This window comes from Pseudazoarcus sp. NS34 (assembly GCF_059703725.1).
The window spans coordinates 584,821-607,519 of the sequence record NZ_BAAKIZ010000002.1 but is presented as its reverse complement, the minus strand read 5'-3'; the positions used below and the strand labels follow the sequence as shown (position 1 = coordinate 607,519).

31 protein-coding genes are annotated in these 22,699 nt (G+C 62.2%); 24 read left to right on the top strand and 7 right to left on the bottom strand.

From position 1 onward, the window contains the following. Positions 1–10 precede the first annotated feature (10 nt). From lptA to AC6H0N_RS09395, 4 genes are read right to left on the bottom strand one after another with little or no spacing between them, the layout of a single operon-like run. Positions 11–544, bottom strand: coding sequence for a lipopolysaccharide transport periplasmic protein LptA (gene lptA, locus AC6H0N_RS09410; RefSeq protein ID WP_497573834.1), 534 nt, complete (start codon positions 542–544; stop codon positions 11–13). After that, positions 541–1,110 (bottom strand): LPS export ABC transporter periplasmic protein LptC, encoded by a 570-nt coding sequence (lptC, locus tag AC6H0N_RS09405; RefSeq protein WP_497573833.1) that lies wholly within the window; start codon positions 1,108–1,110, stop codon positions 541–543. Before lptC ends, lptA begins: the two co-directional genes overlap by 4 nt. Positions 1,111–1,119: 9 nt before the next feature. Beyond that, on the bottom strand, positions 1,120–1,641 hold the full coding sequence (locus AC6H0N_RS09400) for a KdsC family phosphatase (RefSeq protein WP_497573832.1): 522 nt from the start codon (positions 1,639–1,641) through the stop codon (positions 1,120–1,122). Continuing rightward, positions 1,641–2,606, bottom strand: a complete 966-nt coding sequence (locus tag AC6H0N_RS09395; protein ID WP_497573831.1) for a KpsF/GutQ family sugar-phosphate isomerase — start codon at positions 2,604–2,606, stop codon at positions 1,641–1,643. Before AC6H0N_RS09395 ends, AC6H0N_RS09400 begins: the two co-directional genes overlap by 1 nt. A gap of 194 nt (positions 2,607–2,800) precedes the next feature. On the opposite strand from AC6H0N_RS09395, the gene AC6H0N_RS09390 reads away from it, so the two are divergent. The 10 genes from AC6H0N_RS09390 to murA are packed head-to-tail and all read left to right on the top strand — an operon-like array spanning position 2,801 to position 9,947. Beyond that, positions 2,801–3,619, top strand: a complete 819-nt coding sequence (locus AC6H0N_RS09390; RefSeq protein ID WP_497573830.1) for an ABC transporter ATP-binding protein — start codon at positions 2,801–2,803, stop codon at positions 3,617–3,619. Next, complete coding sequence (gene mlaE, locus AC6H0N_RS09385) at positions 3,616–4,410, top strand: lipid asymmetry maintenance ABC transporter permease subunit MlaE (protein ID WP_497573829.1); 795 nt, start codon at positions 3,616–3,618, stop codon at positions 4,408–4,410. The genes AC6H0N_RS09390 and mlaE overlap by 4 nt, the downstream gene beginning before the upstream one ends. Next, positions 4,407–4,871 carry an outer membrane lipid asymmetry maintenance protein MlaD gene (mlaD, locus tag AC6H0N_RS09380; protein ID WP_497573828.1) on the top strand — a complete coding sequence of 155 codons (465 nt, stop codon included), beginning with the start codon at positions 4,407–4,409 and terminating at the stop codon, positions 4,869–4,871. Before mlaE ends, mlaD begins: the two co-directional genes overlap by 4 nt. 52 nt (positions 4,872–4,923) lie before the next feature. Then, entirely contained in the window at positions 4,924–5,796 is an 873-nt protein-coding gene (locus AC6H0N_RS09375) for an MlaA family lipoprotein (RefSeq protein WP_497573827.1), read from the top strand. Positions 5,797–5,801: 5 nt separating this feature from the next. Continuing rightward, entirely contained in the window at positions 5,802–6,428 is a 627-nt protein-coding gene (locus AC6H0N_RS09370; protein ID WP_497573826.1) for an MlaC/ttg2D family ABC transporter substrate-binding protein, read from the top strand. Continuing rightward, entirely contained in the window at positions 6,428–6,727 is a 300-nt protein-coding gene (locus tag AC6H0N_RS09365) for an STAS domain-containing protein (RefSeq protein ID WP_497573825.1), read from the top strand. The genes AC6H0N_RS09370 and AC6H0N_RS09365 overlap by 1 nt, the downstream gene beginning before the upstream one ends. Then, positions 6,727–7,623 (top strand): ABC transporter ATP-binding protein, encoded by an 897-nt coding sequence (locus AC6H0N_RS09360; protein WP_497573824.1) that lies wholly within the window; start codon positions 6,727–6,729, stop codon positions 7,621–7,623. The genes AC6H0N_RS09365 and AC6H0N_RS09360 overlap by 1 nt, the downstream gene beginning before the upstream one ends. Further along, positions 7,616–8,407, top strand: a complete 792-nt coding sequence (locus tag AC6H0N_RS09355; RefSeq protein WP_497573823.1) for an ABC transporter permease — start codon at positions 7,616–7,618, stop codon at positions 8,405–8,407. Before AC6H0N_RS09360 ends, AC6H0N_RS09355 begins: the two co-directional genes overlap by 8 nt. A 22-nt stretch (positions 8,408–8,429) precedes the next feature. Further along, positions 8,430–8,690: a BolA family protein gene (locus tag AC6H0N_RS09350; RefSeq protein ID WP_497573822.1), complete on the top strand. Its 261-nt coding sequence runs from the start codon at positions 8,430–8,432 to the stop codon at positions 8,688–8,690. A gap of 6 nt (positions 8,691–8,696) precedes the next feature. Then, a complete protein-coding gene (gene murA, locus AC6H0N_RS09345; RefSeq protein WP_497573821.1) occupies positions 8,697–9,947 on the top strand; it encodes a UDP-N-acetylglucosamine 1-carboxyvinyltransferase in 1,251 nt (416 codons plus the stop codon). Here murA and rnk read toward each other — a convergent pair whose 3' ends face one another. Then, the gene (gene rnk, locus AC6H0N_RS09340) at positions 9,948–10,346 is read right to left on the bottom strand and encodes a nucleoside diphosphate kinase regulator (RefSeq protein WP_497573820.1); all 399 of its coding nucleotides are present in this window, start codon (positions 10,344–10,346) and stop codon (positions 9,948–9,950) included. 140 nt (positions 10,347–10,486) lie between these two features. Between rnk and hisG the strand changes: the two genes are divergently transcribed. Then, entirely contained in the window at positions 10,487–11,143 is a 657-nt protein-coding gene (gene hisG, locus AC6H0N_RS09335; RefSeq protein ID WP_497573819.1) for an ATP phosphoribosyltransferase, read from the top strand. After that, positions 11,140–12,435 (top strand): histidinol dehydrogenase, encoded by a 1,296-nt coding sequence (gene hisD / locus AC6H0N_RS09330; RefSeq protein ID WP_497573818.1) that lies wholly within the window; start codon positions 11,140–11,142, stop codon positions 12,433–12,435. Before hisG ends, hisD begins: the two co-directional genes overlap by 4 nt. A gap of 64 nt (positions 12,436–12,499) precedes the next feature. Here the strand turns inward: hisD and hisC are convergent, their stop codons facing one another. Further along, entirely contained in the window at positions 12,500–13,573 is a 1,074-nt protein-coding gene (gene hisC / locus AC6H0N_RS09325; RefSeq protein ID WP_497573817.1) for a histidinol-phosphate transaminase, read from the bottom strand. 143 nt (positions 13,574–13,716) lie between these two features. Here hisC and hisB point away from each other — a divergent pair, with 143 nt between their 5' ends. The 10 genes from hisB (at position 13,717) to tatC (ending at position 19,221) form a co-directional block, all read left to right on the top strand. After that, positions 13,717–14,304: an imidazoleglycerol-phosphate dehydratase HisB gene (hisB, locus tag AC6H0N_RS09320; protein WP_497573816.1), complete on the top strand. Its 588-nt coding sequence runs from the start codon at positions 13,717–13,719 to the stop codon at positions 14,302–14,304. A gap of 42 nt (positions 14,305–14,346) precedes the next feature. Continuing rightward, positions 14,347–14,991, top strand: a complete 645-nt coding sequence (gene hisH, locus AC6H0N_RS09315; protein ID WP_497573815.1) for an imidazole glycerol phosphate synthase subunit HisH — start codon at positions 14,347–14,349, stop codon at positions 14,989–14,991. A 42-nt stretch (positions 14,992–15,033) separates the two neighbouring features. Continuing rightward, on the top strand, positions 15,034–15,783 hold the full coding sequence (gene hisA, locus AC6H0N_RS09310; protein ID WP_497573814.1) for a 1-(5-phosphoribosyl)-5-[(5-phosphoribosylamino)methylideneamino]imidazole-4-carboxamide isomerase: 750 nt from the start codon (positions 15,034–15,036) through the stop codon (positions 15,781–15,783). Then, positions 15,783–16,541: an imidazole glycerol phosphate synthase subunit HisF gene (gene hisF, locus AC6H0N_RS09305; protein ID WP_497573813.1), complete on the top strand. Its 759-nt coding sequence runs from the start codon at positions 15,783–15,785 to the stop codon at positions 16,539–16,541. The genes hisA and hisF overlap by 1 nt, the downstream gene beginning before the upstream one ends. After that, a complete protein-coding gene (hisI, locus tag AC6H0N_RS09300; protein ID WP_497573812.1) occupies positions 16,538–16,927 on the top strand; it encodes a phosphoribosyl-AMP cyclohydrolase in 390 nt (129 codons plus the stop codon). The genes hisF and hisI overlap by 4 nt, the downstream gene beginning before the upstream one ends. After that, the gene (locus AC6H0N_RS09295; protein ID WP_497573811.1) at positions 16,924–17,250 is read left to right on the top strand and encodes a phosphoribosyl-ATP diphosphatase; all 327 of its coding nucleotides are present in this window, start codon (positions 16,924–16,926) and stop codon (positions 17,248–17,250) included. The genes hisI and AC6H0N_RS09295 overlap by 4 nt, the downstream gene beginning before the upstream one ends. Before the next feature lie 10 nt (positions 17,251–17,260). Continuing rightward, entirely contained in the window at positions 17,261–17,608 is a 348-nt protein-coding gene (locus tag AC6H0N_RS09290; RefSeq protein WP_497573810.1) for a histidine triad nucleotide-binding protein, read from the top strand. Positions 17,609–17,618: 10 nt separating this feature from the next. Continuing rightward, positions 17,619–17,852 carry a Sec-independent protein translocase subunit TatA gene (gene tatA / locus AC6H0N_RS09285; protein ID WP_497573809.1) on the top strand — a complete coding sequence of 78 codons (234 nt, stop codon included), beginning with the start codon at positions 17,619–17,621 and terminating at the stop codon, positions 17,850–17,852. 80 nt (positions 17,853–17,932) lie between these two features. After that, entirely contained in the window at positions 17,933–18,409 is a 477-nt protein-coding gene (tatB, locus tag AC6H0N_RS09280) for a Sec-independent protein translocase protein TatB (RefSeq protein WP_497573808.1), read from the top strand. Further along, entirely contained in the window at positions 18,406–19,221 is an 816-nt protein-coding gene (tatC, locus tag AC6H0N_RS09275; RefSeq protein ID WP_497573988.1) for a twin-arginine translocase subunit TatC, read from the top strand. Before tatB ends, tatC begins: the two co-directional genes overlap by 4 nt. A gap of 25 nt (positions 19,222–19,246) precedes the next feature. Here tatC and AC6H0N_RS09270 read toward each other — a convergent pair whose 3' ends face one another. Next, a complete protein-coding gene (locus AC6H0N_RS09270) occupies positions 19,247–20,422 on the bottom strand; it encodes a Do family serine endopeptidase (RefSeq protein ID WP_497573807.1) in 1,176 nt (391 codons plus the stop codon). A gap of 95 nt (positions 20,423–20,517) precedes the next feature. Between AC6H0N_RS09270 and AC6H0N_RS09265 the strand changes: the two genes are divergently transcribed. Both AC6H0N_RS09265 and sucC read left to right on the top strand, forming a co-directional pair. Next, on the top strand, positions 20,518–21,267 hold the full coding sequence (locus AC6H0N_RS09265; protein WP_497573806.1) for a Nif3-like dinuclear metal center hexameric protein: 750 nt from the start codon (positions 20,518–20,520) through the stop codon (positions 21,265–21,267). A gap of 259 nt (positions 21,268–21,526) precedes the next feature. After that, positions 21,527–22,687 (top strand): ADP-forming succinate--CoA ligase subunit beta, encoded by a 1,161-nt coding sequence (gene sucC, locus AC6H0N_RS09260; RefSeq protein ID WP_497573805.1) that lies wholly within the window; start codon positions 21,527–21,529, stop codon positions 22,685–22,687. Positions 22,688–22,699 lie beyond the last annotated feature (12 nt).

The following is a 22,699-nucleotide window of genomic DNA, read 5'->3' as shown; positions in this document are numbered from 1 at the left end:
TGACGTGGAGTCAGGGCGTGCCGGCAGCCTTGGGCTGAATGGTCATTCGGATGCGTGACTCGTCCTGCTTGCTGCCTTTCGGCGGCAGGCGAAATGCCGTGTAGTTCTCGGTGAGTGCGTCGTATTCGATGACGTCGCCGGTGAGGATGTCCTGGCCGGCCTGAATGCGGGCGCGCCCGAACAGTTTGGCCGTCTCGTTGCGACTGTCGTACTCGATACGCTCGGCTTGGCCGTCGATGAACTCTTGCGAGGCTTCGCGCTTCTGACGGAAGGTCGCGAGCTTGGCGGCGGTGCCAGTGGCTACACCAGTCTGAAACCCGTCGGCACCCTGCATCACCACCAGCTTGTTGCCGCGCATGACCAGGGTTCCCTGAGTCAGTACGACATTGCCTTCAAAAGTATGGGTGCGGCTGCGCTCATCGACTGCGACCTTGTCCGCCTCAATGTTGATGGGGCGTTCCCGGTCGGCGCGTTCGGCCAAGGCGCTGAACGACGATGCCGTGAGTACGCAACAGAAAATCAGCGGAAGGAATGGCTTTGTCATGGTCTAGTCCGTCTTGAGCTGGGCATTTGGAAGCGCGTTGCGCCAACGAGATCCAGGGTGCCGGCGAGGTTGTCGGCACGCATGCCATCGCCGTAAGCGGTGATGTTACCGTTTTTGAGCACCACGGGTGAGTCGGTTGAGGCCTTCTGTGCATCAGGCCACACCGAGAGCGTTTCACTTTCGATGATGAGGTCGGCGCTGTCGGGCGTCTTGCGTCGCACGACAACGTCGCCGCGCAGTTCCACAACGCTGCCGTCCGGACCACTTTCGCCGCGAGCGGCCATTGCGGAAGTTTCACCTCGCTCGCTGTGGTAGCGCAGATGAGGGCGCTCCATGTCCGTGATGTCGGAGGCGGGGTAGTGGGTGAGCCGGTCTGCATCAAGCTGGTATGACAGCGTGCCGTCAGTGTCAAAGCGGGCGACCCGGACGTTTTCGCCAATGAAGTCGGGGTGCGTGCGGTCGAGCTGCTGAGCAACTTCAGGCGTGCGCGTCACGCGCTCAAGCCAGATTGTGCCGGCAGCCAGCAAGGCCAGTGCGATAACGGGATAGATGCGGTCAGTGTTCATCTTGGGGCGTCAGCGCAGGTAGGCATTGAGCATGGCGTCGAGCTTGCCCTGCGCCTGCAGCAGCAGATCGCAGACCTCGCGAACCGCGCCATGGCCGGCTCGCCTGGTGCCGACGAAATGCACATGCTGCTTGACGAAGTCATGTCCGTCCAGCGGCGTGGCGGAAAATCCGCAAAAGCGCAGGAGCGGCAGGTCGACGACGTCGTCGCCCATATACCCAGCCTGCGAAGGGGAGAGTCCGCGTTCGTCGAGCAGCTTCTGCATGCACTCGCGTTTGTCGCCGACCGCCATGTGCAGCGTGGTGATGCCGAGGTTGGCGGCGCGCAGTTCAAGCGCACGCGAGGATCTGCCGCTGATGATCGCGACTGCGATGCCGGCGTCCATCAGCATGCGCAAACCGTGTCCGTCGAGGCTGGAGAAGGTCTTGATCTCGTCCCCGCCAGGGGTGAAGTAGAGGCTTCCGTCAGTCATGACGCCGTCAACGTCGAAGCCCATCAGGCGCACTCCGGCGGCGTTTTTCAGAGTGCCCATCAGATCACCCTCGCTCGCATGAGGTCATGCGTGTTCAGCGCACCGGCAAGCCGCGCATTCTCGTCAGCAACCAATAACTGGCTGATCCGTAGCCGCTCCATGGTCTCGGCTGCTTCGACCGCTAAGGCCTCGGGCCGGATGCAATGCGGGTTGCGGGTCATGACTTCGCCGATCGACGCGCTGCGGATGTCTGCACCGCGCTCGAGTGTGCGGCGCAGATCGCCGTCGGTGAAGATGCCGGCGATCTGCCCGGACGGGGCGATGACCGCCGTCATGCCGAGTCCGCCGCGGGTCATTGCCAGCAGAGCGTCCAGTACAGGGGCTTCGGGCGATACCTGCGGTACGTCAACGCTAAGGCGCATGACGTCGCGGACGTGCGTCAGCAAGCGGCGACCGAGCGAGCCCCCGGGGTGGGCGCTGGCGAAATCGGTGGCGCTGAAGCCGCGCGCGTCCAGCAAGGCAACAGCCAGTGCGTCACCCAGCGCGAGCGCGGCGGTGGTGCTGGCGGTTGGTGCGAGGTTGAGCGGGCAGGCTTCCTCCGCAACCGCGGCGTCGAGATGCACGTCAGCCTCGCGCGCCAGCGGGGAGTCGGCAGCGCCGGTGATGGCCAGGAGACTGGCGCCGCGCCGCTTGACCTGCGGAACAATGGTCAGGATTTCTTCGCTGCTGCCCGAGTTCGAGAGCGCGATGACGACGTCGTCGGGGGTGATCATGCCCAGATCGCCGTGGGCGGCCTCGGCGGCATGGACAAAGTAAGCAGGGGTTCCAGTGCTGGCGAGCGTCGCGGCGAGTTTGCGCCCGATATGACCGGATTTGCCGATGCCCGTAACGATCACGCGCCCGTTGCGCGAGAGGATCAACTCGACTGCACGCTCGAAGTCGCCATCAATGCGATCTATCAGCGCCGCGACAGCTTCCGCTTCGATGCGCAGTACGCGCTTTGCCATGTCGCTTGCGCTGCTCATTTTTCGGCTTCCGATTTGTCGGGTTTGCGGGCGCATGAGTATATCAGACGACTGCTACAGATTAGCCGTGATAGCCGTTCGTGGCTTGGTTCGAGAGCGGTTTGAAGGCGCGCTGCTTGTTGTGCCGATGAGACGGTTTGGGCGCCCGTGTGTGATAGATTCGCAGCCCGTGCCTAACCTCCAGGGCCAGTCCCTTGACCCGCATTCACGAATCTCCTCTCGTCGAGCTTCAGGACGTCCGCTTTGCCTATGGCGAGCGCGAAATCCTGAAGGGCGTCAACTTGTCCGTTCCGCGGGGCAAGGTGATTGCGATCATGGGTGGAAGCGGTTGCGGCAAGACCACACTGTTGCGCTTGATCGGCGGTCAGTTGCGCGCCAGCTCAGGAGTCGTGACGGTCGATGGTGAAGACCTCGGACGAGTGGGGCGCGAGCGCATGTACGAATTGCGTCGGCGCATGGGCATGCTGTTCCAGTTCGGTGCCTTGTTCACGGACATGTCAGTGTTCGAGAACGTGGCTTTTCCGTTGCGGGAGCACACCGATCTGCCGGATGAGCTCGTCGAACTGCTGGTGATGATGAAGCTCAATGCCGTCGGCCTGCGCGGGGCTGCAAAGCTGTCGCCCGCAGAGCTGTCGGGCGGCATGGCGCGGCGCGTGGCTCTGGCCCGGGCGATTGCGCTGGATCCGATGCTGATCATGTATGACGAGCCGTTTGCGGGCCTGGACCCGATCTCGCTCGGCATCATCGGTCAGCTTATTCGCAAGCTCAATGACGCGCTGGGTGCCAGCACCGTGATGGTTACGCACGACGTGCATGAATCGCTGACGATTGTGGATTACGTCTATTTCGTGTCCGACGGAAAAATTGTCGCGGAGGGCGCTCCGGACGAAATTCGTAACTCGAAGGATCCTTTCGTGCATCAGTTCGTGCACGCCGAGGCCGATGGCCCGGTGCCTTTCCATATGGCCGCTCCGCCTATCCGTGAGGCCCTGCTGGGCGGGAGGGCTGCATGAGCGGCCCGGTCGCAATGGTGCGGCGGATCGGAAATCTGGTTATCGAGGGCGTATGGCGCGTGGGGTTCGCAGCGCGCTTCTTCATGCTGGTGCTGTTGTATTCAGGGCAGTCCTTGCGCAGAGTGCACCTGACCATCCGCGAGGTCTATTTCAGCGGTGTGCTGTCGTTGTTGATCATCGTTGTGTCGGGCCTCTTCGTCGGGCTGGTGCTCGGGTTGCAGGGTTACGAGACGCTGCAGCGTTTCGGTTCCGGCGATGCGGTTGGCGTGCTTGTGGCGCTTTCTCTGACGCGTGAGCTTGGGCCTGTCATGGCCGCTTTGTTGTTTGCCAGCCGTGCTGGTTCGGCCGTGACGGCTGAAGTCGGGCTGATGAAGACCACCGAGCAACTCAAGGCCATGGACATGATGGCCGTCAACCCGATTGCACGCGTCGTGGCACCGCGGTTCTGGGGTGGGGTGATTGCAATGCCGATACTGGCGGCGATCTTCACCTCGATGGGAATTTTGGGAGGCTGGTTGATCGGTGTCGTAGTGATCGGCGTGGATTCCGGCGCATTCTGGTCGCAGATGCAGAGTTCGGTGGATTTTCGCTACGACATCCTCAACGGCATGATCAAGAGTTTCGTGTTCGGCATTGCAGTCTCGCTGATTGCGGTGTTTGAGGGATTTGATTGCCAGCCGACGGCAGAGGGTATTTCGCGTGCGATCACACGCACCGTCGTCAGCTCGGCGCTGGCTATTCTTGCAATCGACTTTGTACTGACTTCATTCATGTTCCGGGGAACCTCATGAGCCGCACCACGCTTGACCTCTGGGTCGGGATCTTCGTTGTCATCGGTATCGGTGCGCTGTTTTTTCTCGCGCTGCGCGTCGGTAATGTGTCGAGTGTGAATCTCGCCGATGCCTATACCGTTCAGGCCGAATTCGACAACATTGGCGGGCTCAAGGTGCGCGCGCCGATCAAGAGCGCGGGCGTCGTTGTCGGGCGGGTGGATGCGATCCGCTTTGACATCAATACCTATCGGGCCGTAGTCGAAATGAACATTGCACCGGAATTCGAGTTTCCGCGCGATACGATTGCCTCGATCCTGACGTCGGGTCTGCTGGGCGAGCAATACGTCGGGCTCGATGCCGGCGGCGATGTCGAGAACCTTGTAGACGGTGACAAACTGCAGATCACGCAGTCTGCCATCGTGCTGGAGAAGCTGATCGGGCAGTTTCTGTTCGATCGGGCAGGCGCTGCGAAGGAATAACAGGCTGCTCACCGGGTGCCCGCGTCGGGTGGTGTGGCGGGTCTGAACACAAATGAAGAACGACAGAGAAACCATCATGGCCAAACAATCCTTTACCCGCGCCTTCGTGCTGCTGCTGGCATTCGCGATGCTCGTGATGACCGGGTGTGCGTCGAATCCGCGCAACCCCGACGATCCCCTTGAGGGCTACAACCGGGCGATGTTCAGCTTCAACGAAGGCGTAGACAAAGCCGTCGTAAAGCCGCTCGCCCAGGGCTACGAGAAGGCGGTGCCGCAGCTCGTCCGTACCGGCATCGGCAACGTTTTCAGCAACCTCGGCGACGTATGGGTCGGCATCAACAACCTGCTGCAAGGCAAGGCTGGTGACGGCATGTCCGACCTCATGCGATTTGCGGTCAACTCCACTTTCGGCATTCTCGGCATCTTTGATGTCGCGAGCGAGATGGGGCTGCCCAAACACAATGAGGATCTGGGACAGACTCTGGCCGTCTGGGGTGTTGGCGAAGGGGCCTACTTCGTGGTTCCGTTCCTCGGGCCGAGAACGGTGCGTGACGCTGTAGTGCTGCCGGTCGACATGCGCGGCAACGGGCTGGTGCAGCTTGACCACGTACCGACGCGCAACACGGTTCTCGCGACGCGCGTGGTGCACACGCGCTCGACGTTCCTCAAGACCGACCGTACGTTGGAGGATCAACTCGACAAGTACGCCTTCGTGCGCGACGCCTATCTGCAGGCCCGCCGTTACCAGGTGCATGACGGCAATCCGCCGATCGAGTACGAGAACTTCGACGTCAAGGAAAAGTCTTCAATTACGCCGTTTTATGAGACCTACCCGGATGCGCTGGCGTTGGCTGCTGTCGGCCGGATGGAATTTGTCGATCATTCCGCGGTCGACCGCCATTCGGAAGTCGCGATCACGAGGTGAGCGTCATGAAGAACCTGATTTTGGCTGTATGCCTGTCAGCCGCATCGGCGCTGACCGTAGCTGCGCCCCCCGCGGACAAGCCGGACGAACTCGTCAAGGCCTTGACCGAAGACGTGCTGGAGATTCTGCGGGGTGATGACAAGCTCAAGAAGGGCGACGCCAGCAGGGCAGTGGAGAGCATCGAGAAGCTCGTGTTGCCGCATTTCGATCTGCGCCGCATGACCATGCTCGCCGTGGGCCGCGACTGGCGCAACGCAAGTGCCGCTCAGCAGCAGCGCCTGGTTGATTCCTTTTATGAAATGCTGGTGCGTACCTATTCGAACGCGCTGACCGAGTATCGCAACCAAACCGTGAGCTTTCGTCCGCTGCGGATGAATCCGGGCGATCGCACGGTGCGTGTGCAGACCGAAGTGCATCAGCCGGGCGGGCAGCCGATTCCGGTTGATTACATGCTGGAGCAGGATGGCAAGGTCTGGAAAGTGTTTGACGTGGTGGTTGCCGGCGTCAGTCTGGTCACGAACTATCGTGGCACGTTCGCCCAGGAGATCCGGGCAGGCGGTATCGACGGCCTGATTCGTGCGCTCGAGACGCGCGGAAGCGAGATCGCAAAGGCCGCGGAAGGCAAGTCCTGATGAGTGACACGCAGCCGCGCGTGCTCAAGCCGGCGGGCGCGCTCACTATGGATACTGCTGCGGAGCACGTCGCCGAGGGGCGCTCCATGGCAACGGACGGCGACCTGGTCGTTGACCTGTCCGAGGTCAGCGCATTTGATTCGGCCGCGCTGGCGCTGCTGCTTGACTGGATGCGCACGTGCTCCGCTCAGGGGGGCAAGGTGAGCTTTCAGTCGATTCCCCAAGGGCTTGTCAGTCTTGCTCAGGTGTATGGCGTCGACGACCTGTTGTCGCCGGACGAGGTTGCCGGGAACGCCTGATGTCGGTTTCAGCACTCAGCATCGAGGAGGTCACCAAGCAGTACGGTGACCTCCATGCACTTTCCGGCGTCAGTCTCGAAGTCGCCCAAGGCGAGTTCTTCGGCCTGCTCGGCCCCAATGGCGCTGGCAAGACCACACTGATTTCGGCCTTGGCCGGTTTGGTGCGGCCCACCTCGGGTCGGCTTTCGGTGATGGGGCACGACGTGGTGCGCGATTATCGCAATGCGCGCATGCAGCTTGGCGTGGTGCCTCAGGAGCTGGTGTTCGACCCGTTCTTCTCGGTGCGCGAGCTATTGCGTATCCAGTCGGGCTATTTCGGCATTGCCGGCAACGACGACTGGATTGACGAGATCCTCGAAAAGCTCGATTTGTTGCCAAAGGCCGAGGCCAACATGCGCTCGCTGTCGGGCGGCATGAAGCGACGTGTGCTGGTGGCGCAGGCCTTGGTGCATCGGCCGCCGGTGATCGTGCTTGACGAGCCTACTGCCGGCGTCGACGTGGAGTTGCGGCACGGATTGTGGCAGTTCATCCGCAAGCTCAACCGCGACGGCCACACCATTGTGCTGACTACCCATTACCTGGAAGAGGCCGAAGCCTTGTGCGGACGTATCGCCATGCTCAAGGCCGGGCGGGTGGTCGCACTCGACCGCACCCGCGCGCTGCTCGAACGGTTTGCCACGCACAGCCTGAGCGTGCGTATGCGCAATCCGGCTGTGGGGGTGTCGCTGGGCGGAGTGGCGGCGGAGGATGGTTGGGTGCGTTTCGGTTTCGATACCTATGCCGATGTTGAGCCACTGCTCGCGCGCATGCGTCAATACGACGCGGGGGTCGAGGAGTTGCGTCTCGGCGAGCCCGATCTGGAAGACGTCTTCGTGGAGGTGATGAGCCGTGCCTGAGTTTGCGCCGCTTCCCCGCACCTCTCGCTGGATCGGCTTTCGCACGCTGTTCTACAAGGAAGTGCTGCGCTTCTGGAAAGTGGCTTTCCAGACCGTGGCTGCGCCGGTGCTGTCCGCTGTGATGTTCCTGCTGATCTTCTCGCACGTGCTTGACCGCCACGTCACGGTATACGGCGATATCGGCTACACCACCTTTCTGGTGCCCGGCCTGGTCATGATGTCGCTGCTGCAGAACGCGTTCGCGAATACCTCATCGTCACTGATCCAGAGCAAGATCACCGGCAACATCGTGTTCGTGTTGTTGCCGCCGATTTCATACCTTGAGTTCTATTGCGCCTATGTCGGCGCAGCGACGCTGCGCGGCGTGTTTGTCGGCGCCGGGGTGTGGGCGGCATCGTTGCCGTTTGTTGATCTGCCGATCACGCATCCGCTGTGGGTCCTGTCGTTCGCGCTGGCCGGCGGCGCGATCCTCGGTTCATTTGGCGTGATTGCCGGCATCGTTGCCGAGAAATTCGATCAGCTGGCAGCATTTCAAAACTTTCTGATCATGCCGCTGACGATGCTTTCCGGCGTATTCTATTCAATCCATTCGCTGCCCCCCCTTTGGCAGGACGTCTCGCACGCGAATCCGTTTTTCTTCATGATTGACGGATTCCGCTACGGATTTTTCGGTCAGTCCGACGTCTCCCCGTGGTTGAGTCTTGCCGTCGTCGGAACCTGCCTGGGTGGGCTGGCCATACTGACTCTCGCGCTGCTGGCGCGAGGCTACAAACTGCGCAACTGAGTGCAATAGAGGAAAGCTGAAGATGTTTCAGGCATCAGAAATCGAGCGTTTGATCGCCGAAGGGCTGGACTGTGAGTTCATTGAAGTGAAGGGGGACGACGGCGTGCATTTCAGCGCCATCGTGGTCAGCCCGATGTTCGAGGGCTCGTCCCTGCCCGATCAGCACCGCATGGTCAAAGGCACGCTCGGCGATCGCCTCGACACCGGCGAGATTCACGCACTGGGTCTGAAGACCTATACGCCCGCGCGCTGGGCCACGGTGCGTTCGTCACTCGGGTACTGAGATTCGATGGACAAACTTCGGATACAGGGCGGGGTCCGGCTCAGCGGTGAAATCGCGATTTCGGGAGCCAAGAACGCGGCCTTGCCGATTCTGTGCGCGGCCCTGCTGACGCGAGAGCCGCTGGTATTGCACAACGTTCCGCAGCTCAACGATATCGACACCTTGTTGCGGCTGCTGGGCAGCATGGGCGTGAAGTCGTCGCGCGAGGCGGACACGGTAACGCTGGATGCTTCCCAGATCACCGAACCAGTTGCGCCTTACGAGATGGTCAAGACCATGCGTGCGTCCATTCTGGTGCTTGGACCGTTGGTGGCTCGCTGTGGCGAGGCGCGCGTGTCTCTGCCCGGAGGGTGCGCCATTGGCGCTCGGCCGGTTGATCAGCACATTCGTGGTCTGCAGGCTATGGGCGCCGAGGTCACGGTCGAGCACGGCTACGTACATGCCGTGGCTGCACGCCTGAAAGGGGTGCGCCTCGTGACCGACATGGTCACCGTCACCGGCACTGCCAACCTCATGATGGCGGCCACGCTGGCCGACGGTGAGACGGTCATCGAGAACGCCGCGCGAGAGCCCGAGATCGTTGATCTGGCGAATTGCCTGACCGCAATGGGGGCGCGTATTCGTGGTGCCGGCACCGACGTCATCCACGTGCAAGGTGTCCAGCGTCTGCAAGGCGCAACGCACCGTGTGATGCCTGACCGCATCGAGACGGGCACTTACCTCTGCGCGATCGCTGCAAGCGGTGGGGAAGGGCGGCTGACGCGCACATCCTCCGCTTATCTGGATGCGGTGGTGGACAAGCTGACCGAGGCCGGCTGCACCATCACGACCGAAGCCGACGCGATTCGCCTGCGCGCGCCGCGTCGCCTGAAGTCGGTGGGTTTGCGCACTGCGCCGTTCCCGGCGTTCCCGACCGACATGCAGGCGCAGTTCATGGCGATCAACACGATTGCCGAGGGCTCGGCAGTGATTCGCGAGACCATTTTCGAAAACCGTTTCATGCACGCGGTGGAACTGCAGCGTCTGGGTGCCGACATCGCCATCGACGGCAATACTGCCGTCGTGCGTGGCGTGCCCAAGCTTGAAGGTGCGACCGTCATGGCTACCGACCTGCGCGCTTCAGCCAGCCTGGTCATTGCCGGCCTGGTGGCCGAGGACGAGACGACGATCGAGCGCATCTATCACCTCGATCGCGGCTACGAGCGCCTTGAGGAAAAGCTCGCGGCGCTCGGCGCGAAGGCGTGCCGCGTCAGTTGATCAGGCGGTTTCCGCAGCAGGCTGCGAGACCACCTCGATGACTTCGAGATGCACCTCATGGCCCTCGACGGTCGGCCAGTCAATGATCTGACCCGTCGACAACCCCAGCAGCGCGCTGCCGGCCGGCGTGAATACCGATATGCCGGCGTCCCCGTGGCTGCGGTCACCCGGCCATACCAGCGTCAATTCGCGTTGGCGGCCAGAAGGTTGTTCGCGGATTCGGAAGCGACTGTTCATGGTCACCACATCCGCCGGCATTTCGGCCGGTTCGCGAATTTCGGCCCGATCAAGCTCCGCGCGCAGACCGTCCAGGTCCGCGCGGTTGCGCGCGGCAGGCGTGGCGAGCAGGCCCTCCAGTCGGTCGAGGTCGTGCGAGGAAACGATGATTTCGGGCTTCATGTCCAGACTTCCGTGAATCAGAGTCAAAAAAAGGAAATGGCTGATTCGCGCCCGGGCGCGGCTCAGCCATTTGACTGCAGGCTAACACTTCGCCTGACGGGTTACAATCCTGCCCTTGACGACCGACCGAGGCTTCATCCGTGTCCAGCATCACCATCGCTCTGTCCAAAGGGCGGATCTTCGAAGAAACCCTGCCGTTGCTTGCAGCCGCGGGTATCGTGCCGACCGACAATCCGGAAACTTCACGCAAGCTCATCATCGGCACGACTCGGGCCGAGGTGCGGCTGCTTATCGTGCGCGCCACCGATGCGCCGACCTACGTTCAACACGGTGCGGCTGATCTGGGCATCGTCGGCAAGGACGTGCTGCTGGAGCATGGCGGGGAAGGGCTCTATCAGCCGCTGGACCTTGAGATCGCGCGTTGCCGCTTGAGCGTTGCTACACGCGACGGCTTTGACTATGCAAGCGCGTCGCGTCCCGGCGGTCGGATCCGCGTTGCGACCAAGTACATCGAGAGTGCCAAGGCGCACTTCGCCGAGAAGGGCGTGCACGTCGACCTGATCAAGCTATATGGCTCGATGGAGTTGGCGCCGCTGGTCGGGCTGGCCGACGCCATCGTCGACCTCGTATCCACCGGCGGCACCTTGCGTGCCAATGGGCTGGCCGAGGTCGAACATATCCGTGACATCAGCTCGCGTCTGGTGGTGAATCAGGCCTCGCTGAAGCTCAAACATGATCTTATCCAGCCGATGTTGGAAGCCTTCTCCGGTGCTATCGGCAAGAGGGACGCCGCATGACCATCCGCCGCATGGATGCCCGTGAGCCGGGCTTTCTCGCCGATCTTGACGCCTTGCTGGCTTTCGAAGGCGGCGCCGACGCGCGCATCAACGACGCAGTCAGCGAGATCCTGTCCGCTGTGCGCAGCACGGGTGACGCCGCGGTCATCGAGTACACGCGCCGCTTCGACCGGCTTGACGTGTCGGGCATGGCGCAGCTTGAACTGCCGCATGCGGAGTTGAAGGCCGCGCTTGACGGCCTGCCGGCCGAACAGCGTGAAGCCTTGCGTGAGGCGGCTGATCGTGTGCGCCGCTATCACGAACGTCAGACTGCCGAATCGTGGAATTACACCGAGGAAGACGGAACGCGGCTGGGCCAGAAGGTGACGCCGCTTGATCGTGTCGGGCTGTATGTGCCGGGCGGGCGCGCGTCCTATCCGAGCTCCGTACTGATGAATGCGATTCCGGCCAAGGTCGCCGGCGTCAAGGAACTCATCATGGTGGTGCCGACGCCGGGCGGTGAAAAGAACCCGCTGGTGCTCGCTGCTGCGGCAATTACCGGCGTTGACCGCGTGTTCACGATCGGCGGCGCCCAGGCCGTGGCTGCGCTGGCCTACGGCACACAGACCCTGCCGCAGGTCGACAAGATCGTCGGTCCCGGCAACGCCTATGTGGCTGAAGCCAAGCGGCGTGTATTCGGTACGGTCGGCATCGACATGGTGGCCGGGCCGTCCGAGGTGCTGATCATTTCCGACGGCAGCGGCAACCCGGACTGGGTGGCAATGGACCTGTTTGCGCAGGCCGAGCACGACGAACTGGCGCAATCCATCCTGTTGTGCACCGATGCGGATTTTATCGAAGCGGTCGCTGCCAGCATCGAGCGCCTGCTGCCAACCATGCCGCGGCGCGAGACCATCGCGACCTCGCTGAAGAACCGCGGTGCGCTGATCCATGTCGATTCGCTGGAGCAGGCCTGCGCGATCGCCAACCGTATCGCGCCGGAGCACCTTGAGCTGTCGCTGGAGAACGCCGCCGAGTGGGTGGATCACATCCGCCATGCCGGTGCGATCTTCGTGGGCCACTGGTCGGTGGAAGCGCTGGGCGACTACTGCGCTGGCCCCAACCACGTGCTGCCGACCATGCGGAGCGCACGCTTTTCGTCGCCGCTGGGCGTGTATGACTTCCAGAAGCGCACCAGCATCATCGAGATTTCGGAAGCGGGCGCGCAGAAGTTGGGCCGGGTGGCTTCCATTCTTGCGCACGGTGAGGGGCTGCAGGCTCACGCTCGTTCGGCCGAAATGCGCTTGAAGTAAGCGTACGCAAGCAAGCAAAAGGGGCGCCTGTCAGGCGCCCCTTTTGCTTTTCAGTGCAGACGCCTCAGGTGGCCAGGATTTCCTTCAGCGCCGATGTCAGTGCTGCGCACTGCTGGTCCGTGCCGATGGTGATGCGCAGGTACTGTTCGATGCGCGGTTTTGTGAAGTGCCGAACCAGGATGGCGCGTTCGCGCAAAGCTTTCGCCAGCTGTGCAGCGTCGTGTTCCGGATGGCGGGCGAACACGAAGTTGGTGGCGGACGGGATGATCTCGAAGCCCAGCGCTTCCATGTCCTTTGCGAGCCGTTCGCGGCTGGCAACCACCTTGTCGCAGGTGTCGACGAAATACGCTTCATCTTCGACCGAGGCAATTGCGCCGGCCAGCGCGAGCCGGTCAAGCGGGTAGGAGTTGAAGCAGTTCTTGACCCGCTCCAGAGCCTCGATCAGATCGACGTGCCCAATGGCGTAGCCGACCCGCAGGCCGGCCAATGCGCGCGATTTCGAGAAGGTCTGTACAACCAGCAGATTGGAGAAGCGATCGACCAGTGTCACCGCGCTCTCGCCGCCGAAATCGACATAGGCTTCGTCCACGACCACCACGCACTGCGGGTTGGCTGCGACGATGCGCTCGACTTCGGGCAGGGCCAGGTAGCGGCCCGTAGGGGCATTCGGGTTGGCGAAAATGATCGCGCCGGCGCGTGCCTTCTCGCGCGGCAGGTAGTCATCCGGTCGGATGCGGTAGTTGTCGTCGAGCGCGATCGTTTCGTAATCGATGCCGTACAGGCCGCAGTAAACGGGGTAGAAACTGTAGGTGATGTCCGGCATCCAAAGCGCACGCTCATGCTTGAGGAGCCCCTGGAATGCATGAGCCAATACCTCGTCGGAACCGTTGCCGACGAAAATCTGTTCGGGCCTTACGCCGAAACGCTTTGCCAGCGCTTCGCACAGGCCGTGGCCGCGCGGGTCCGGATACAGGCGCAGGGCGTCGTCGGCGGCCGCGCGGATGGCGTCCACAGCCTTTGGCGACGGGCCGTAGGGGCTTTCGTTGGTGTTGAGCTTGATCAGGTTGTCGACGCGCGGTTGCTCGCCGGGGACGTAGGGGTCGAGTCCGTGAACGACGGGGCTCCAGTAGCGGCTCATCGTGCTTCCAATTGTGCGTGGTGCGGCGGTTTTGGCATGTTGCGGATGCTGCGACGGCTTGCTGCCGGACAGCGTCGCGATGGTATCATGGCGCGTCCATGGCCCTGCCATGGCGACCCATTCACTACCCCGAACGGACACACATGCGGCAGGCAGAAGTCACCCGCGATACGCTCGAAACCCGCATCACCGTCAAAATCGATCTGGACGGTAGCGGCAAGGGCCAATTTGCGACCGGCGTTCCTTTTCTCGATCACATGCTCGATCAGATCGCGCGTCACGGCGCGATCGACCTCGACGTGCGCGCCGAGGGCGATACGTATATCGACGACCACCACACGGTCGAAGATGTCGGCATCACGCTGGGCCAGGCTTTTGCCAAGGTGCTTGGCGACAAGAAGGGCATTCGTCGTTACGGTCATTCCTATGTGCCGCTCGATGAGGCGCTGTCGCGCGTGGTCGTTGATTTCTCGGGCCGTCCGGGGCTGCACTATTTCGTCGATTACACCCGCGCCCGCATCGGCAACTTCGACGTGGATCTGGCGCGCGAGTTCTTTCAGGGCTTCGTCAACCACGCCGCCGTCACGCTGCACATCGACAATCTGCGCGGTGACAACGCTCACCATCAGTGCGAGACCATCTTCAAAGCCTTCGGCCGTGCCTTGCGCATGGCCGCAGAGCGCGACGAGCGCACGGCCGGCAGCGTGCCTTCGACCAAGGGTGCGCTCTGACCGCACCCGTTTATCCCGTTTCGAGCAGCGAGTGACATAGTGATGACGGATATCGCCATCATCGATTACGGCATGGGCAATCTGCGTTCGGTGGCGAAGGCCGTAGAACATGTCGCGCCCGGCGAGCGCATTGTCGTGACCTCCGATCCGCGCGAAATCGCGGCGGCTTCCCGCGTGATTTTCCCCGGCCAAGGCGCCATGCCCGACTGCATGCGTGAGCTGGAGGGGCGCGGAGCGCGTGAGGCCGTCATTGCGGCTGCGGCCAACAAGCCCTTTCTTGGTATTTGCATCGGCGAGCAGATGCTGTTCGAGCGCAGCGAGGAGGGTGATGTGCCGGGCTTGGCCATCCTGCCCGGCGAGGTCGTGCGCTTTCCCGAAGCGGCGAGCATGAAGACGGCCGACGGCGGTCACCTCAAGGTGCCCCACATGGGCTGGAACGAAGTCATGCAGCTCGATCCGGCGCATCCGCTGTGGGCGGATATCGACGATGGCGAGCGTTTTTATTTCGTGCACAGCTATTACGTCGCCCCGAGCGATCCCGCCGTGCGGGCTGCGGAAACCACCTACGGTCTGCGGTTTACCAGCGCGGTGGGGCGGGATAATATTTTTGCAGTTCAGTTCCACCCTGAGAAGAGCGCGCAAGCCGGTCTGCAACTGCTCTCAAACTTCGTCCGCTGGAATCCCTGAGCGCGGACGCCACCGAATCACCTTTTCGAATCAAGATTCCAAATGCTGCTGATCCCCGCCATCGACCTCAAGGACGGCCACTGTGTGCGCCTCAAGCAGGGAGAAATGGACGACGCTACCGTGTTCTCCGAAGATCCGGCCGCCATGGCGCGCCACTGGGTTGATCTTGGAGCGCGACGTCTGCACCTTGTCGACCTGAACGGTGCCTTTGCCGGCAAGCCGAAGAACGAAGCGGCCATCCGGGCCATCGTCGAGGAGGTCGGCGACGATCTTCCGGTGCAGCTCGGTGGCGGCATCCGTGATCTGGATACCATCGAGGCTTACCTCGACAGCGGTATCCGCTACGTCATCATCGGCACGGCTGCGGTCAAGAACCCGGGTTTCCTGCACGACGCCTGCACGGCCTTTCCGGGCCATGTGATCGTCGGGCTGGACGCCAAGGATGGCAAGGTCGCCACCGATGGCTGGTCCAAGATCACCGGCCACGACGTCGTTGATCTGGCCAAGAAGTACGAGGACTACGGTGTCGAGGGTGTGATCTACACCGACATCGGCCGCGACGGCATGCTTTCGGGCGTCAATATCGAGGCGACCGTGCGGCTTGCGCAGGCGCTGCGCATCCCGGTTATCGCCAGTGGCGGCATTACGGACCTGTCCGATATCGACCGTCTGTGTGCGGTGGAGGACGAGGGGGTAATGGGCGCCATCACCGGCCGCGCGATCTACGAAGGCACGCTGGATTTTGCTGTTGCGCAGGCGCGCGCCGACGAGCTCAACGGCACGGACGCCTGATGCTCGCCAAACGCATCATCCCCTGCCTCGACGTCAATGCCGGTCGAGTCGTCAAAGGTGTGAATTTCCTTGAGTTGCGTGACGCCGGTGATCCGATCGAGATCGCACGTCGCTACGACGAGCAGGGTGCGGACGAGCTGACCTTCCTCGACATCACAGCCAGTTCCGATGCGCGCGACATCATCCTGCACGTGGTCGAAGAGGTCGCCAACCAGGTCTTCATCCCGCTCACGGTCGGAGGTGGCGTGCGCTGTGTCGATGACGTGCGTCGCCTGCTCAACGCAGGCGCCGACAAGGTCAGCATGAACACGGCGGCCGTGAATAATCCGCAACTCGTTGCAGATGCCTCGGGCAAGGTTGGCAGCCAGTGCATCGTCGTTGCCATTGATGCCAAGGCGGTTGCGCCGGGTGTATGGCATGTGTTTACCCACGGCGGACGAAACGATACGGGCCTGGATGCGGTCGAATGGGCCAAGAAGGTGGTTGCGCTGGGCGCGGGCGAAATCCTGCTGACCAGCATGGATCGCGACGGAACCAAGTCCGGCTTCGATCTGGAACTGACCCGCGCGGTCTCCGATGCCGTGTCGGTGCCGGTGATTGCCAGTGGTGGTGTGGGCAATCTTGATCATCTGGCCGATGGTGTATCGATCGGCCATGCCGATGCAGTGTTGGCGGCGAGCATCTTCCATTTCGGCCAGCATACGGTGCGCGAGGCCAAGGAGCTGATGCAGGCGCGTGGCATCGAGGTGAGGCTGTGAGCGAAGCGTGGCTCGACGAAGTGCAGTGGGATGAAAACGGCTTGGTGCCGGTGATCGCGCAGGAGGCGTCGTCGGGCGACGTGCTGATGTTCGCGTGGATGAACCGCGAGGCTTTGGCGCGCACGGCCGAGCTGGGCGAAGCGGTGTATTGGTCGCGTTCGCGCAACAGGCTGTGGCACAAGGGTGAGGAGTCCGGTCACACGCAGCGCGTGCTCGACATGCGTATCGACTGCGACAACGATGTGGTGCTGCTCAAGGTCGAACAGGCTGGCGGTATTGCGTGTCACACCGGTCGTCACAGCTGCTTTTTTCAGCGCCGTATGGGCGAGGGACGCTGGGAGGCGGTCGAGCCGGTGATCAAGTCACCGAAGGACATCTACAAATGATCGATCTCGAAGTCTTACGCCGAGTCTCGGCAACGCTTCAGGCACGCAAGGACGCCAGCCCCGATTCTTCCTATGTGTCCAGCCTGTACGCCAAGGGCAATGATGCGATCTGCAAGAAGGTTGCGGAAGAAGGCGCTGAGACGATCATGGCCGCCAAAGACGGTGATCGCTTGCATCTCGTGCACGAGGTCGCCGATCTGTGGTTTCATTCGTTGGTGTTGCTGACATATCACGGGCTCAGCGTGGATGACGTCGTGGCCGAGTTCCGGCGTCGCGAGGGCATCTCCGGCATCGACGAGAAGAATTCCCGCAACAAGGCATGAGGACGACAGCGTGAGTGACTGCATTTTTTGCAAGATCGTCGCGGGGCAGATCCCGGCAAAGAAGTTGTACGAGGACGAAGACTGCATCGCGTTTCACGACATCAATCCGGCTGCGCCGGTGCATTTTCTCGTGATCCCGAAACTGCACATCCCGACGATGCTCGACGTCGGGTCAGAGCACGTGGCGGTGATGGGCAAGATCATGACTGTCGCGGCGCAGCTTGCCCGCGAACAGGAATTGAACGACGGTTTCCGCACGATCATCAACGCGGGAAAGGTCGGCAGGCAGGAGGTGTATCATCTCCACGTCCATATACTTGGTGGTCCGGACGTGTTGCCGGCCATGTTGAAGCATTGAGGAGAGCGTAATGGGTTCTTTCAGCATCTGGCACTGGCTGGTCGTTCTGGTCATCGTGCTGCTGGTTTTCGGCACCAAGAAATTGCGTAACGTCGGCTCCGACCTTGGTGGCGCCGTGAAGGGCTTCAAGGACGGCATGAAGGAGTCCGAAGCGTCGGCAGACGACAGCAAGCAGAACCGCATCGCCGACGTCGATACGCTCGACGCCGAAGTCAAGGAAAAGTCCGACAAGGTCAATTCCTGAGCGTCCGCACGTGATGCATCGCGCCTTCGCGCGGTGCATTGCGCGCCCGTAGCACTTACCGGTTTCGCGGATTCCAGCCCATGTTTGACTTCGGTTTTTCCGAGATGGTCCTTGTTGCGGTCGTGGCCCTCATCGTGGTCGGGCCGCAGCGTCTTCCCAAGGTCGCGCGCACTGCCGGCCATCTGCTTGGCAGGCTGCAACGTTACGTCGCGGAAGTGAAGTCCGATGTCTCGCGTGAGATGCAGCTCGACGAGCTGAAGAAGCTGCAGCAGCAGGTCCAGGATCAGGCACGCGAACTCGAGACTACGGTGCGCAAGCAGGCCGACGGCATCGAATCGAGCGTGCGCGAAACCGCAAGCGACATCGAGCACAGCGTCGATCCGGTCGAGCCCGGGTCGCCGCCGATGAACCCGCCTTCACTTGCGCCGGTGAGCGACGCGCAGGTGCAGATCCCCGAAACCGCGCCTGTGCGCGCGGAGAATGAACCGCAACTCGAACTCGGTCTGGGTGGTGACGCCCGGACGGAGCCGAAGCGCCCGACCGAATCGGGGTCCTGAGTACCGTGGAAGAAACCTTCATCTCGCACCTGATCGAGCTGCGCGACCGTCTGTTGCGCGCCGTGATCGCCATGCTCGTCATCTTTTTGGCGATGATGCCGTGGGCCAGCGACATCTACGACATCCTCGCCTTGCCGATGATGAACACGCTGCCCGAAGGCACCAACATGATCGCCACCGGCGTGGTCACGCCGTTCTTCGTGCCGATCAAGGTGACCTTGCTGGCAGCGTTTCTGGTGGCGCTGCCCTATGTGCTGCATCAGGCCTGGGCCTTCATCGCGCCGGGGCTGTACTCGCACGAAAAGCGCGTTGGTCTGCCGCTGGTCGTCGGGACCACGCTGCTGTTCATCGCGGGCATGGCGTTTTGCTACTTCTTTGTGTTCCAGACCGTTTTCAAGTTCATCTACGAGTTCGCGCCCAAAAGCATCATGGTGGCGCCGGATATCGAGCAGTACCTGTCCTTTGTGATGACGCTCTTCATTGCCTTCGGCCTGACCTTTGAGGTGCCGGTGGCGGTGATTCTGCTGGCCAAGGTAGGTGTGGTCGACGTGCAGAAGTTGCGCGAGGCGCGCCCTTACGTGATTGTCGGCGCCTTTGTAATTGCGGCGGTCATTACTCCGCCGGACGTCATCTCGCAGTTCATGCTGGCCGTACCGATGATCACGCTCTACGAGGTCGGCATCCTGATGGTGCGGATGATGGCCAAGCCCAAGCGTGAAGAGGACAGCGACACCGACGCCGCTTACGTCGCCCCTGACGAAGCTGACCTCGATCGCGAACTCGACGGTATCGAGCAGTCCGAGCGCAAGTGAGCCTGGCCTGCTGCGCGCGGCGCTTTTAGCGGCGCGCGCTGTGCTGCGGGGTCGGCCGTCGTCCGATCTCGATGCCCAGTTCCACTTCCTTGCGTTCCCGCCAGAGATTCACGCGCACGCGCTGCCCCGGCTGCATCGCCGAAACGGTGTCCAGCACTTCGCGCGCGGTCCGGATCGGCTGGCCTTCAACCTGTATCAGCACGTCTCCCGGCAGCAGCCCGCTGCGTTCGGCTGGGCCGCCCTGCAGAATGCCGGCGATCAGTGCCCCGCCGGCCGACGGCAGGCCGAAGGAGTCAGCCAATTCGGCGCTTACCTCCTGAATCTCGACGCCGATCCAGCCACGCGTCACCTGCCCGTCGGCCACGATCTGACGGAACACGTCGAGCGCAAGCGAAGCCGGGATCGCGAAGCCGATGCCGAGTGAGCCCCCCGAGTTGGAATAGATCGCGGTGTTGATGCCGATCAGTCGGCCCTGGTTGTCGACCAGAGCGCCGCCGGAGTTGCCTGGATTGATCGCTGCGTCCGTCTGGATGTAGTTCTCGAAAGTGTTGATGCCCAGCGTAGAGCGGCCCAGACCCGAGATGATCCCCATGGTTACCGTCTGGCCGACGCCGAAGGGGTTGCCTATGGCCAGCACGGTATCGCCGACACGCAGGGTTTCGTTGGGCGCAAAGGTGATCGGCCGCAGTTCGCCGGCGCCCTGAATACGCAGTACGGCAAGGTCCGATTCCGGGTCACGCCCGACGACTTCTGCCGGAAACTTCCGTCCGTCATTCAGTGCGACCTCGATCTGATCGGCGGACTCGATGACGTGGTTGTTGGTCAGGATGAAACCGTCCGGGCTGACAATTACGCCTGACCCCAGTCCGGAGGCTTCTTCATTTGGAGACATGTCCGGCGGTGTGCCGAAGAAGCGCTGAAACAAGGGGTCGTCGAGCAGCGGATGGCGCGGTGTAGGCACGGCGCTGCGAGTGAAGACATGCACGACAGCGGGCATCGAGCGGGTTGCAGCGTCGGCATAGGAAGAGGCTGCCAACTCCGAAGTCTGCGCTTCAGGGCCGTACAGCGCTTCTCGCACGGTGACTACCGTGGCGTGTGCGGAGACGGGCGCAAGCCAGTCCGGTCGAAGCGTACTCAGCACGAACAGGGCGGCCACGGCGACGGTGACAGCCTGAGCGAAGATCAACCAGAGACGATGCATGCAGCGGGTCCGCGATGGTTGCAGGGGCGTCAGTCTATGAGGCTTGCGGCCCTCCGGTATCATCGTCGGAGGTGGATTGCTGCCGCGGAGGAAGAATGCGACTGAACGAACTGCGGGAATATGTGGATGGATTGCTCGATACGTCGAGCTTCAAGGATTATTGCCCAAACGGATTGCAAGTGGAAGGACGCGCGGAGGTGGCTTCCGTGCTGTGCGGCGTCACCGCCAGTCAGGCTTTGTTGGATGCTGCGGTGACAGGCGGCTACGACGCCGTCTTCGTGCACCACGGCTATTTCTGGCGCGGCGAGGACGGTTGCGTGACTGGCATACGCAAGCAACGTCTGGCGACACTGCTGCGCAACGACATCAGCCTTTTTGCGTATCACCTGCCGCTGGACGCCCATGCCGAGTTGGGCAACAACGCGCAGCTGGCTGCGGTTGCGGGCTGGACGCCCGGCTCTGCGCGGTTCGGAGAGCAGCGGTTGGGCTGGACCGGAACGCCGAAGGGTGAGGGCACGGCCTTTGATGTTGCGGCTGACCTTGCTGCAGCGCTCGGGCGTGAAGCGCAATTGGTTGGCGACGGCTCGCGCGAAGTACGTCGGGTCGCGTGGTGCACCGGCGCTGCGCAGGGCTATTTCGAGCAGGCCATCTCGGCAGGGGCGGATGTCTTCGTATCCGGCGAGATATCCGAGCCGACCGTGCATCTCGCGCGCGAATCTGGCGTGCCCTACATAGCCGCCGGCCATCACGCCACAGAGCGTTACGGCATCCGCGCGTTGGGTGAGTATCTGCAACGCGAACTGGGGCTCAGAGCGGACTTCGTGGATATCGACAATCCGGTGTGAGCTGGTGCCGGTCTGATGGTGCACCGCGCAAACTCGTATACGGGATTTCCACAAGGCAACAACAAGTTATACTGCGCGGTTCTTGGCATCAGTGTTCCCGACCGGGGGGCATGCGCGAGATCGGGTTGGCCCATCAGGCGAATCCCCTGGAGGGTGTCGGCACCAGACAGACATCGTCCGCCAAACATTCAAAAATTTGAATCGTCCCATCAACTGTTCGCGGCCCGGCAGAGGCCGCAACTTCGATCGAAGGGCAACCATGAAAATTCATGAGTACCAGGCAAAAGAAGTTCTGAGGAAGTTCGGTATCGTCACGCCGAAAGGCGTTCCGTGTTTCTCCGTCGATGAAGCCGTGAAAGCTGCCGAGCAGCTTGGCGGCAAGATCTGGGTCGTCAAGGCTCAGATCCACGCCGGCGGGCGCGGCAAGGGCGGTGGCGTCAAGCTCGCCAAGTCACTCGACGAAGTGCGCAGCCACGCGGATTCCATTCTCGGCATGCAGCTCGTCACGCACCAGACCGGCCCCGAAGGCCAGAAGGTTCGTCGTCTGATGGTCGAGGAAGGTGCCGACATCCAGCACGAATACTACGTTGCAGCGCTGACCGACCGCGCCTCGCAGAAGGTTGTCCTGATGGCCTCTTCCGAGGGCGGCATGGACATTGAGGAAGTGGCCGAGAAGACCCCGGAAAAGATCATCAAGGTCTTCGTTGATCCGTTGCAGGGCCTGACCGAAGCGCAAGCCGGCGAACTCGCCGACGGCATCGGCATGCCGGCGGAAGCCCGTGCCAACGCCATCGATGCGTTCAAGAAGCTGTACACCTGCTACATGGACACCGATGCTTCGCTGGCCGAGATCAACCCGCTGATCCGCGAGGGCAACGGCACGGTCAAGGCGCTCGATGCCAAGTTCGACTTCGACTCCAACGCGCTGTTCCGTCACGAAGACATCGTGGCCTACCGCGACACCGACGAGGAAGACGAGCAGGAAATCGAAGCCTCCAAGTACGACCTGGCCTACATCAGCCTCGATGGCGACATCGGCTGCATGGTGAACGGCGCCGGTCTGGCCATGGCCACCATGGACACCATCAAGCTGTTCGGCGGCGAGCCGGCCAACTTCCTGGACGTTGGCGGTGGCGCGACCACCGAGAAGGTCACGGCGGCCTTCACCATCATGCTCAAGAACCCGAAGGTCAAGGGCATCCTGGTGAACATCTTCGGCGGCATCATGCGCTGCGACACCATCGCCAATGGCGTGGTTACCGCCGCGCGCGAGGTCAAACTCAGCGTGCCGCTGGTCGTGCGCATGAAGGGCACGAACGAAGAACTCGGCAAGAAGATCCTGGCTGAATCCGGCCTGCCGATCATCACGGCCGACACCATGGCTGACGCCGCCACCCAGATCGTTGCTGCGGTCAAGTAAGGGAGACCCCGA

Excerpts from the sequence above, each read along its gene's own strand:
- AC6H0N_RS09295 (WP_497573811.1), top strand. The coding sequence starts at position 16,924 with ATGATCGATCTCGAAGTCTTACGCCGAGTCTCGGCAACGCTTCAGGCA.
- lptA (WP_497573834.1), bottom strand. The coding sequence starts at position 544 with ATGACAAAGCCATTCCTTCCGCTGATTTTCTGTTGCGTACTCACGGCA.
- AC6H0N_RS09360 (WP_497573824.1), top strand. The coding sequence starts at position 6,727 with ATGTCGGTTTCAGCACTCAGCATCGAGGAGGTCACCAAGCAGTACGGT.
- tatA (WP_497573809.1), top strand. The coding sequence starts at position 17,619 with ATGGGTTCTTTCAGCATCTGGCACTGGCTGGTCGTTCTGGTCATCGTG.
- murA (WP_497573821.1), top strand. The coding sequence starts at position 8,697 with ATGGACAAACTTCGGATACAGGGCGGGGTCCGGCTCAGCGGTGAAATC.
- hisC (WP_497573817.1), bottom strand. The coding sequence starts at position 13,573 with ATGAGCCGCTACTGGAGCCCCGTCGTTCACGGACTCGACCCCTACGTC.
- AC6H0N_RS09400 (WP_497573832.1), bottom strand. The coding sequence starts at position 1,641 with ATGGGCACTCTGAAAAACGCCGCCGGAGTGCGCCTGATGGGCTTCGAC.
- tatB (WP_497573808.1), top strand. The coding sequence starts at position 17,933 with ATGTTTGACTTCGGTTTTTCCGAGATGGTCCTTGTTGCGGTCGTGGCC.
- hisB (WP_497573816.1), top strand. The coding sequence starts at position 13,717 with ATGCGGCAGGCAGAAGTCACCCGCGATACGCTCGAAACCCGCATCACC.
- hisA (WP_497573814.1), top strand. The coding sequence starts at position 15,034 with ATGCTGCTGATCCCCGCCATCGACCTCAAGGACGGCCACTGTGTGCGC.
- AC6H0N_RS09365 (WP_497573825.1), top strand. The coding sequence starts at position 6,428 with ATGAGTGACACGCAGCCGCGCGTGCTCAAGCCGGCGGGCGCGCTCACT.
- mlaE (WP_497573829.1), top strand. The coding sequence starts at position 3,616 with ATGAGCGGCCCGGTCGCAATGGTGCGGCGGATCGGAAATCTGGTTATC.
- hisF (WP_497573813.1), top strand. The coding sequence starts at position 15,783 with ATGCTCGCCAAACGCATCATCCCCTGCCTCGACGTCAATGCCGGTCGA.
- lptC (WP_497573833.1), bottom strand. The coding sequence starts at position 1,110 with ATGAACACTGACCGCATCTATCCCGTTATCGCACTGGCCTTGCTGGCT.
- AC6H0N_RS09270 (WP_497573807.1), bottom strand. The coding sequence starts at position 20,422 with ATGCATCGTCTCTGGTTGATCTTCGCTCAGGCTGTCACCGTCGCCGTG.
- AC6H0N_RS09265 (WP_497573806.1), top strand. The coding sequence starts at position 20,518 with ATGCGACTGAACGAACTGCGGGAATATGTGGATGGATTGCTCGATACG.
- AC6H0N_RS09350 (WP_497573822.1), top strand. The coding sequence starts at position 8,430 with ATGTTTCAGGCATCAGAAATCGAGCGTTTGATCGCCGAAGGGCTGGAC.
- AC6H0N_RS09370 (WP_497573826.1), top strand. The coding sequence starts at position 5,802 with ATGAAGAACCTGATTTTGGCTGTATGCCTGTCAGCCGCATCGGCGCTG.
- hisH (WP_497573815.1), top strand. The coding sequence starts at position 14,347 with ATGACGGATATCGCCATCATCGATTACGGCATGGGCAATCTGCGTTCG.
- rnk (WP_497573820.1), bottom strand. The coding sequence starts at position 10,346 with ATGAAGCCCGAAATCATCGTTTCCTCGCACGACCTCGACCGACTGGAG.
- hisD (WP_497573818.1), top strand. The coding sequence starts at position 11,140 with ATGACCATCCGCCGCATGGATGCCCGTGAGCCGGGCTTTCTCGCCGAT.
- mlaD (WP_497573828.1), top strand. The coding sequence starts at position 4,407 with ATGAGCCGCACCACGCTTGACCTCTGGGTCGGGATCTTCGTTGTCATC.
- sucC (WP_497573805.1), top strand. The coding sequence starts at position 21,527 with ATGAAAATTCATGAGTACCAGGCAAAAGAAGTTCTGAGGAAGTTCGGT.
- AC6H0N_RS09395 (WP_497573831.1), bottom strand. The coding sequence starts at position 2,606 with ATGAGCAGCGCAAGCGACATGGCAAAGCGCGTACTGCGCATCGAAGCG.
- AC6H0N_RS09375 (WP_497573827.1), top strand. The coding sequence starts at position 4,924 with ATGAAGAACGACAGAGAAACCATCATGGCCAAACAATCCTTTACCCGC.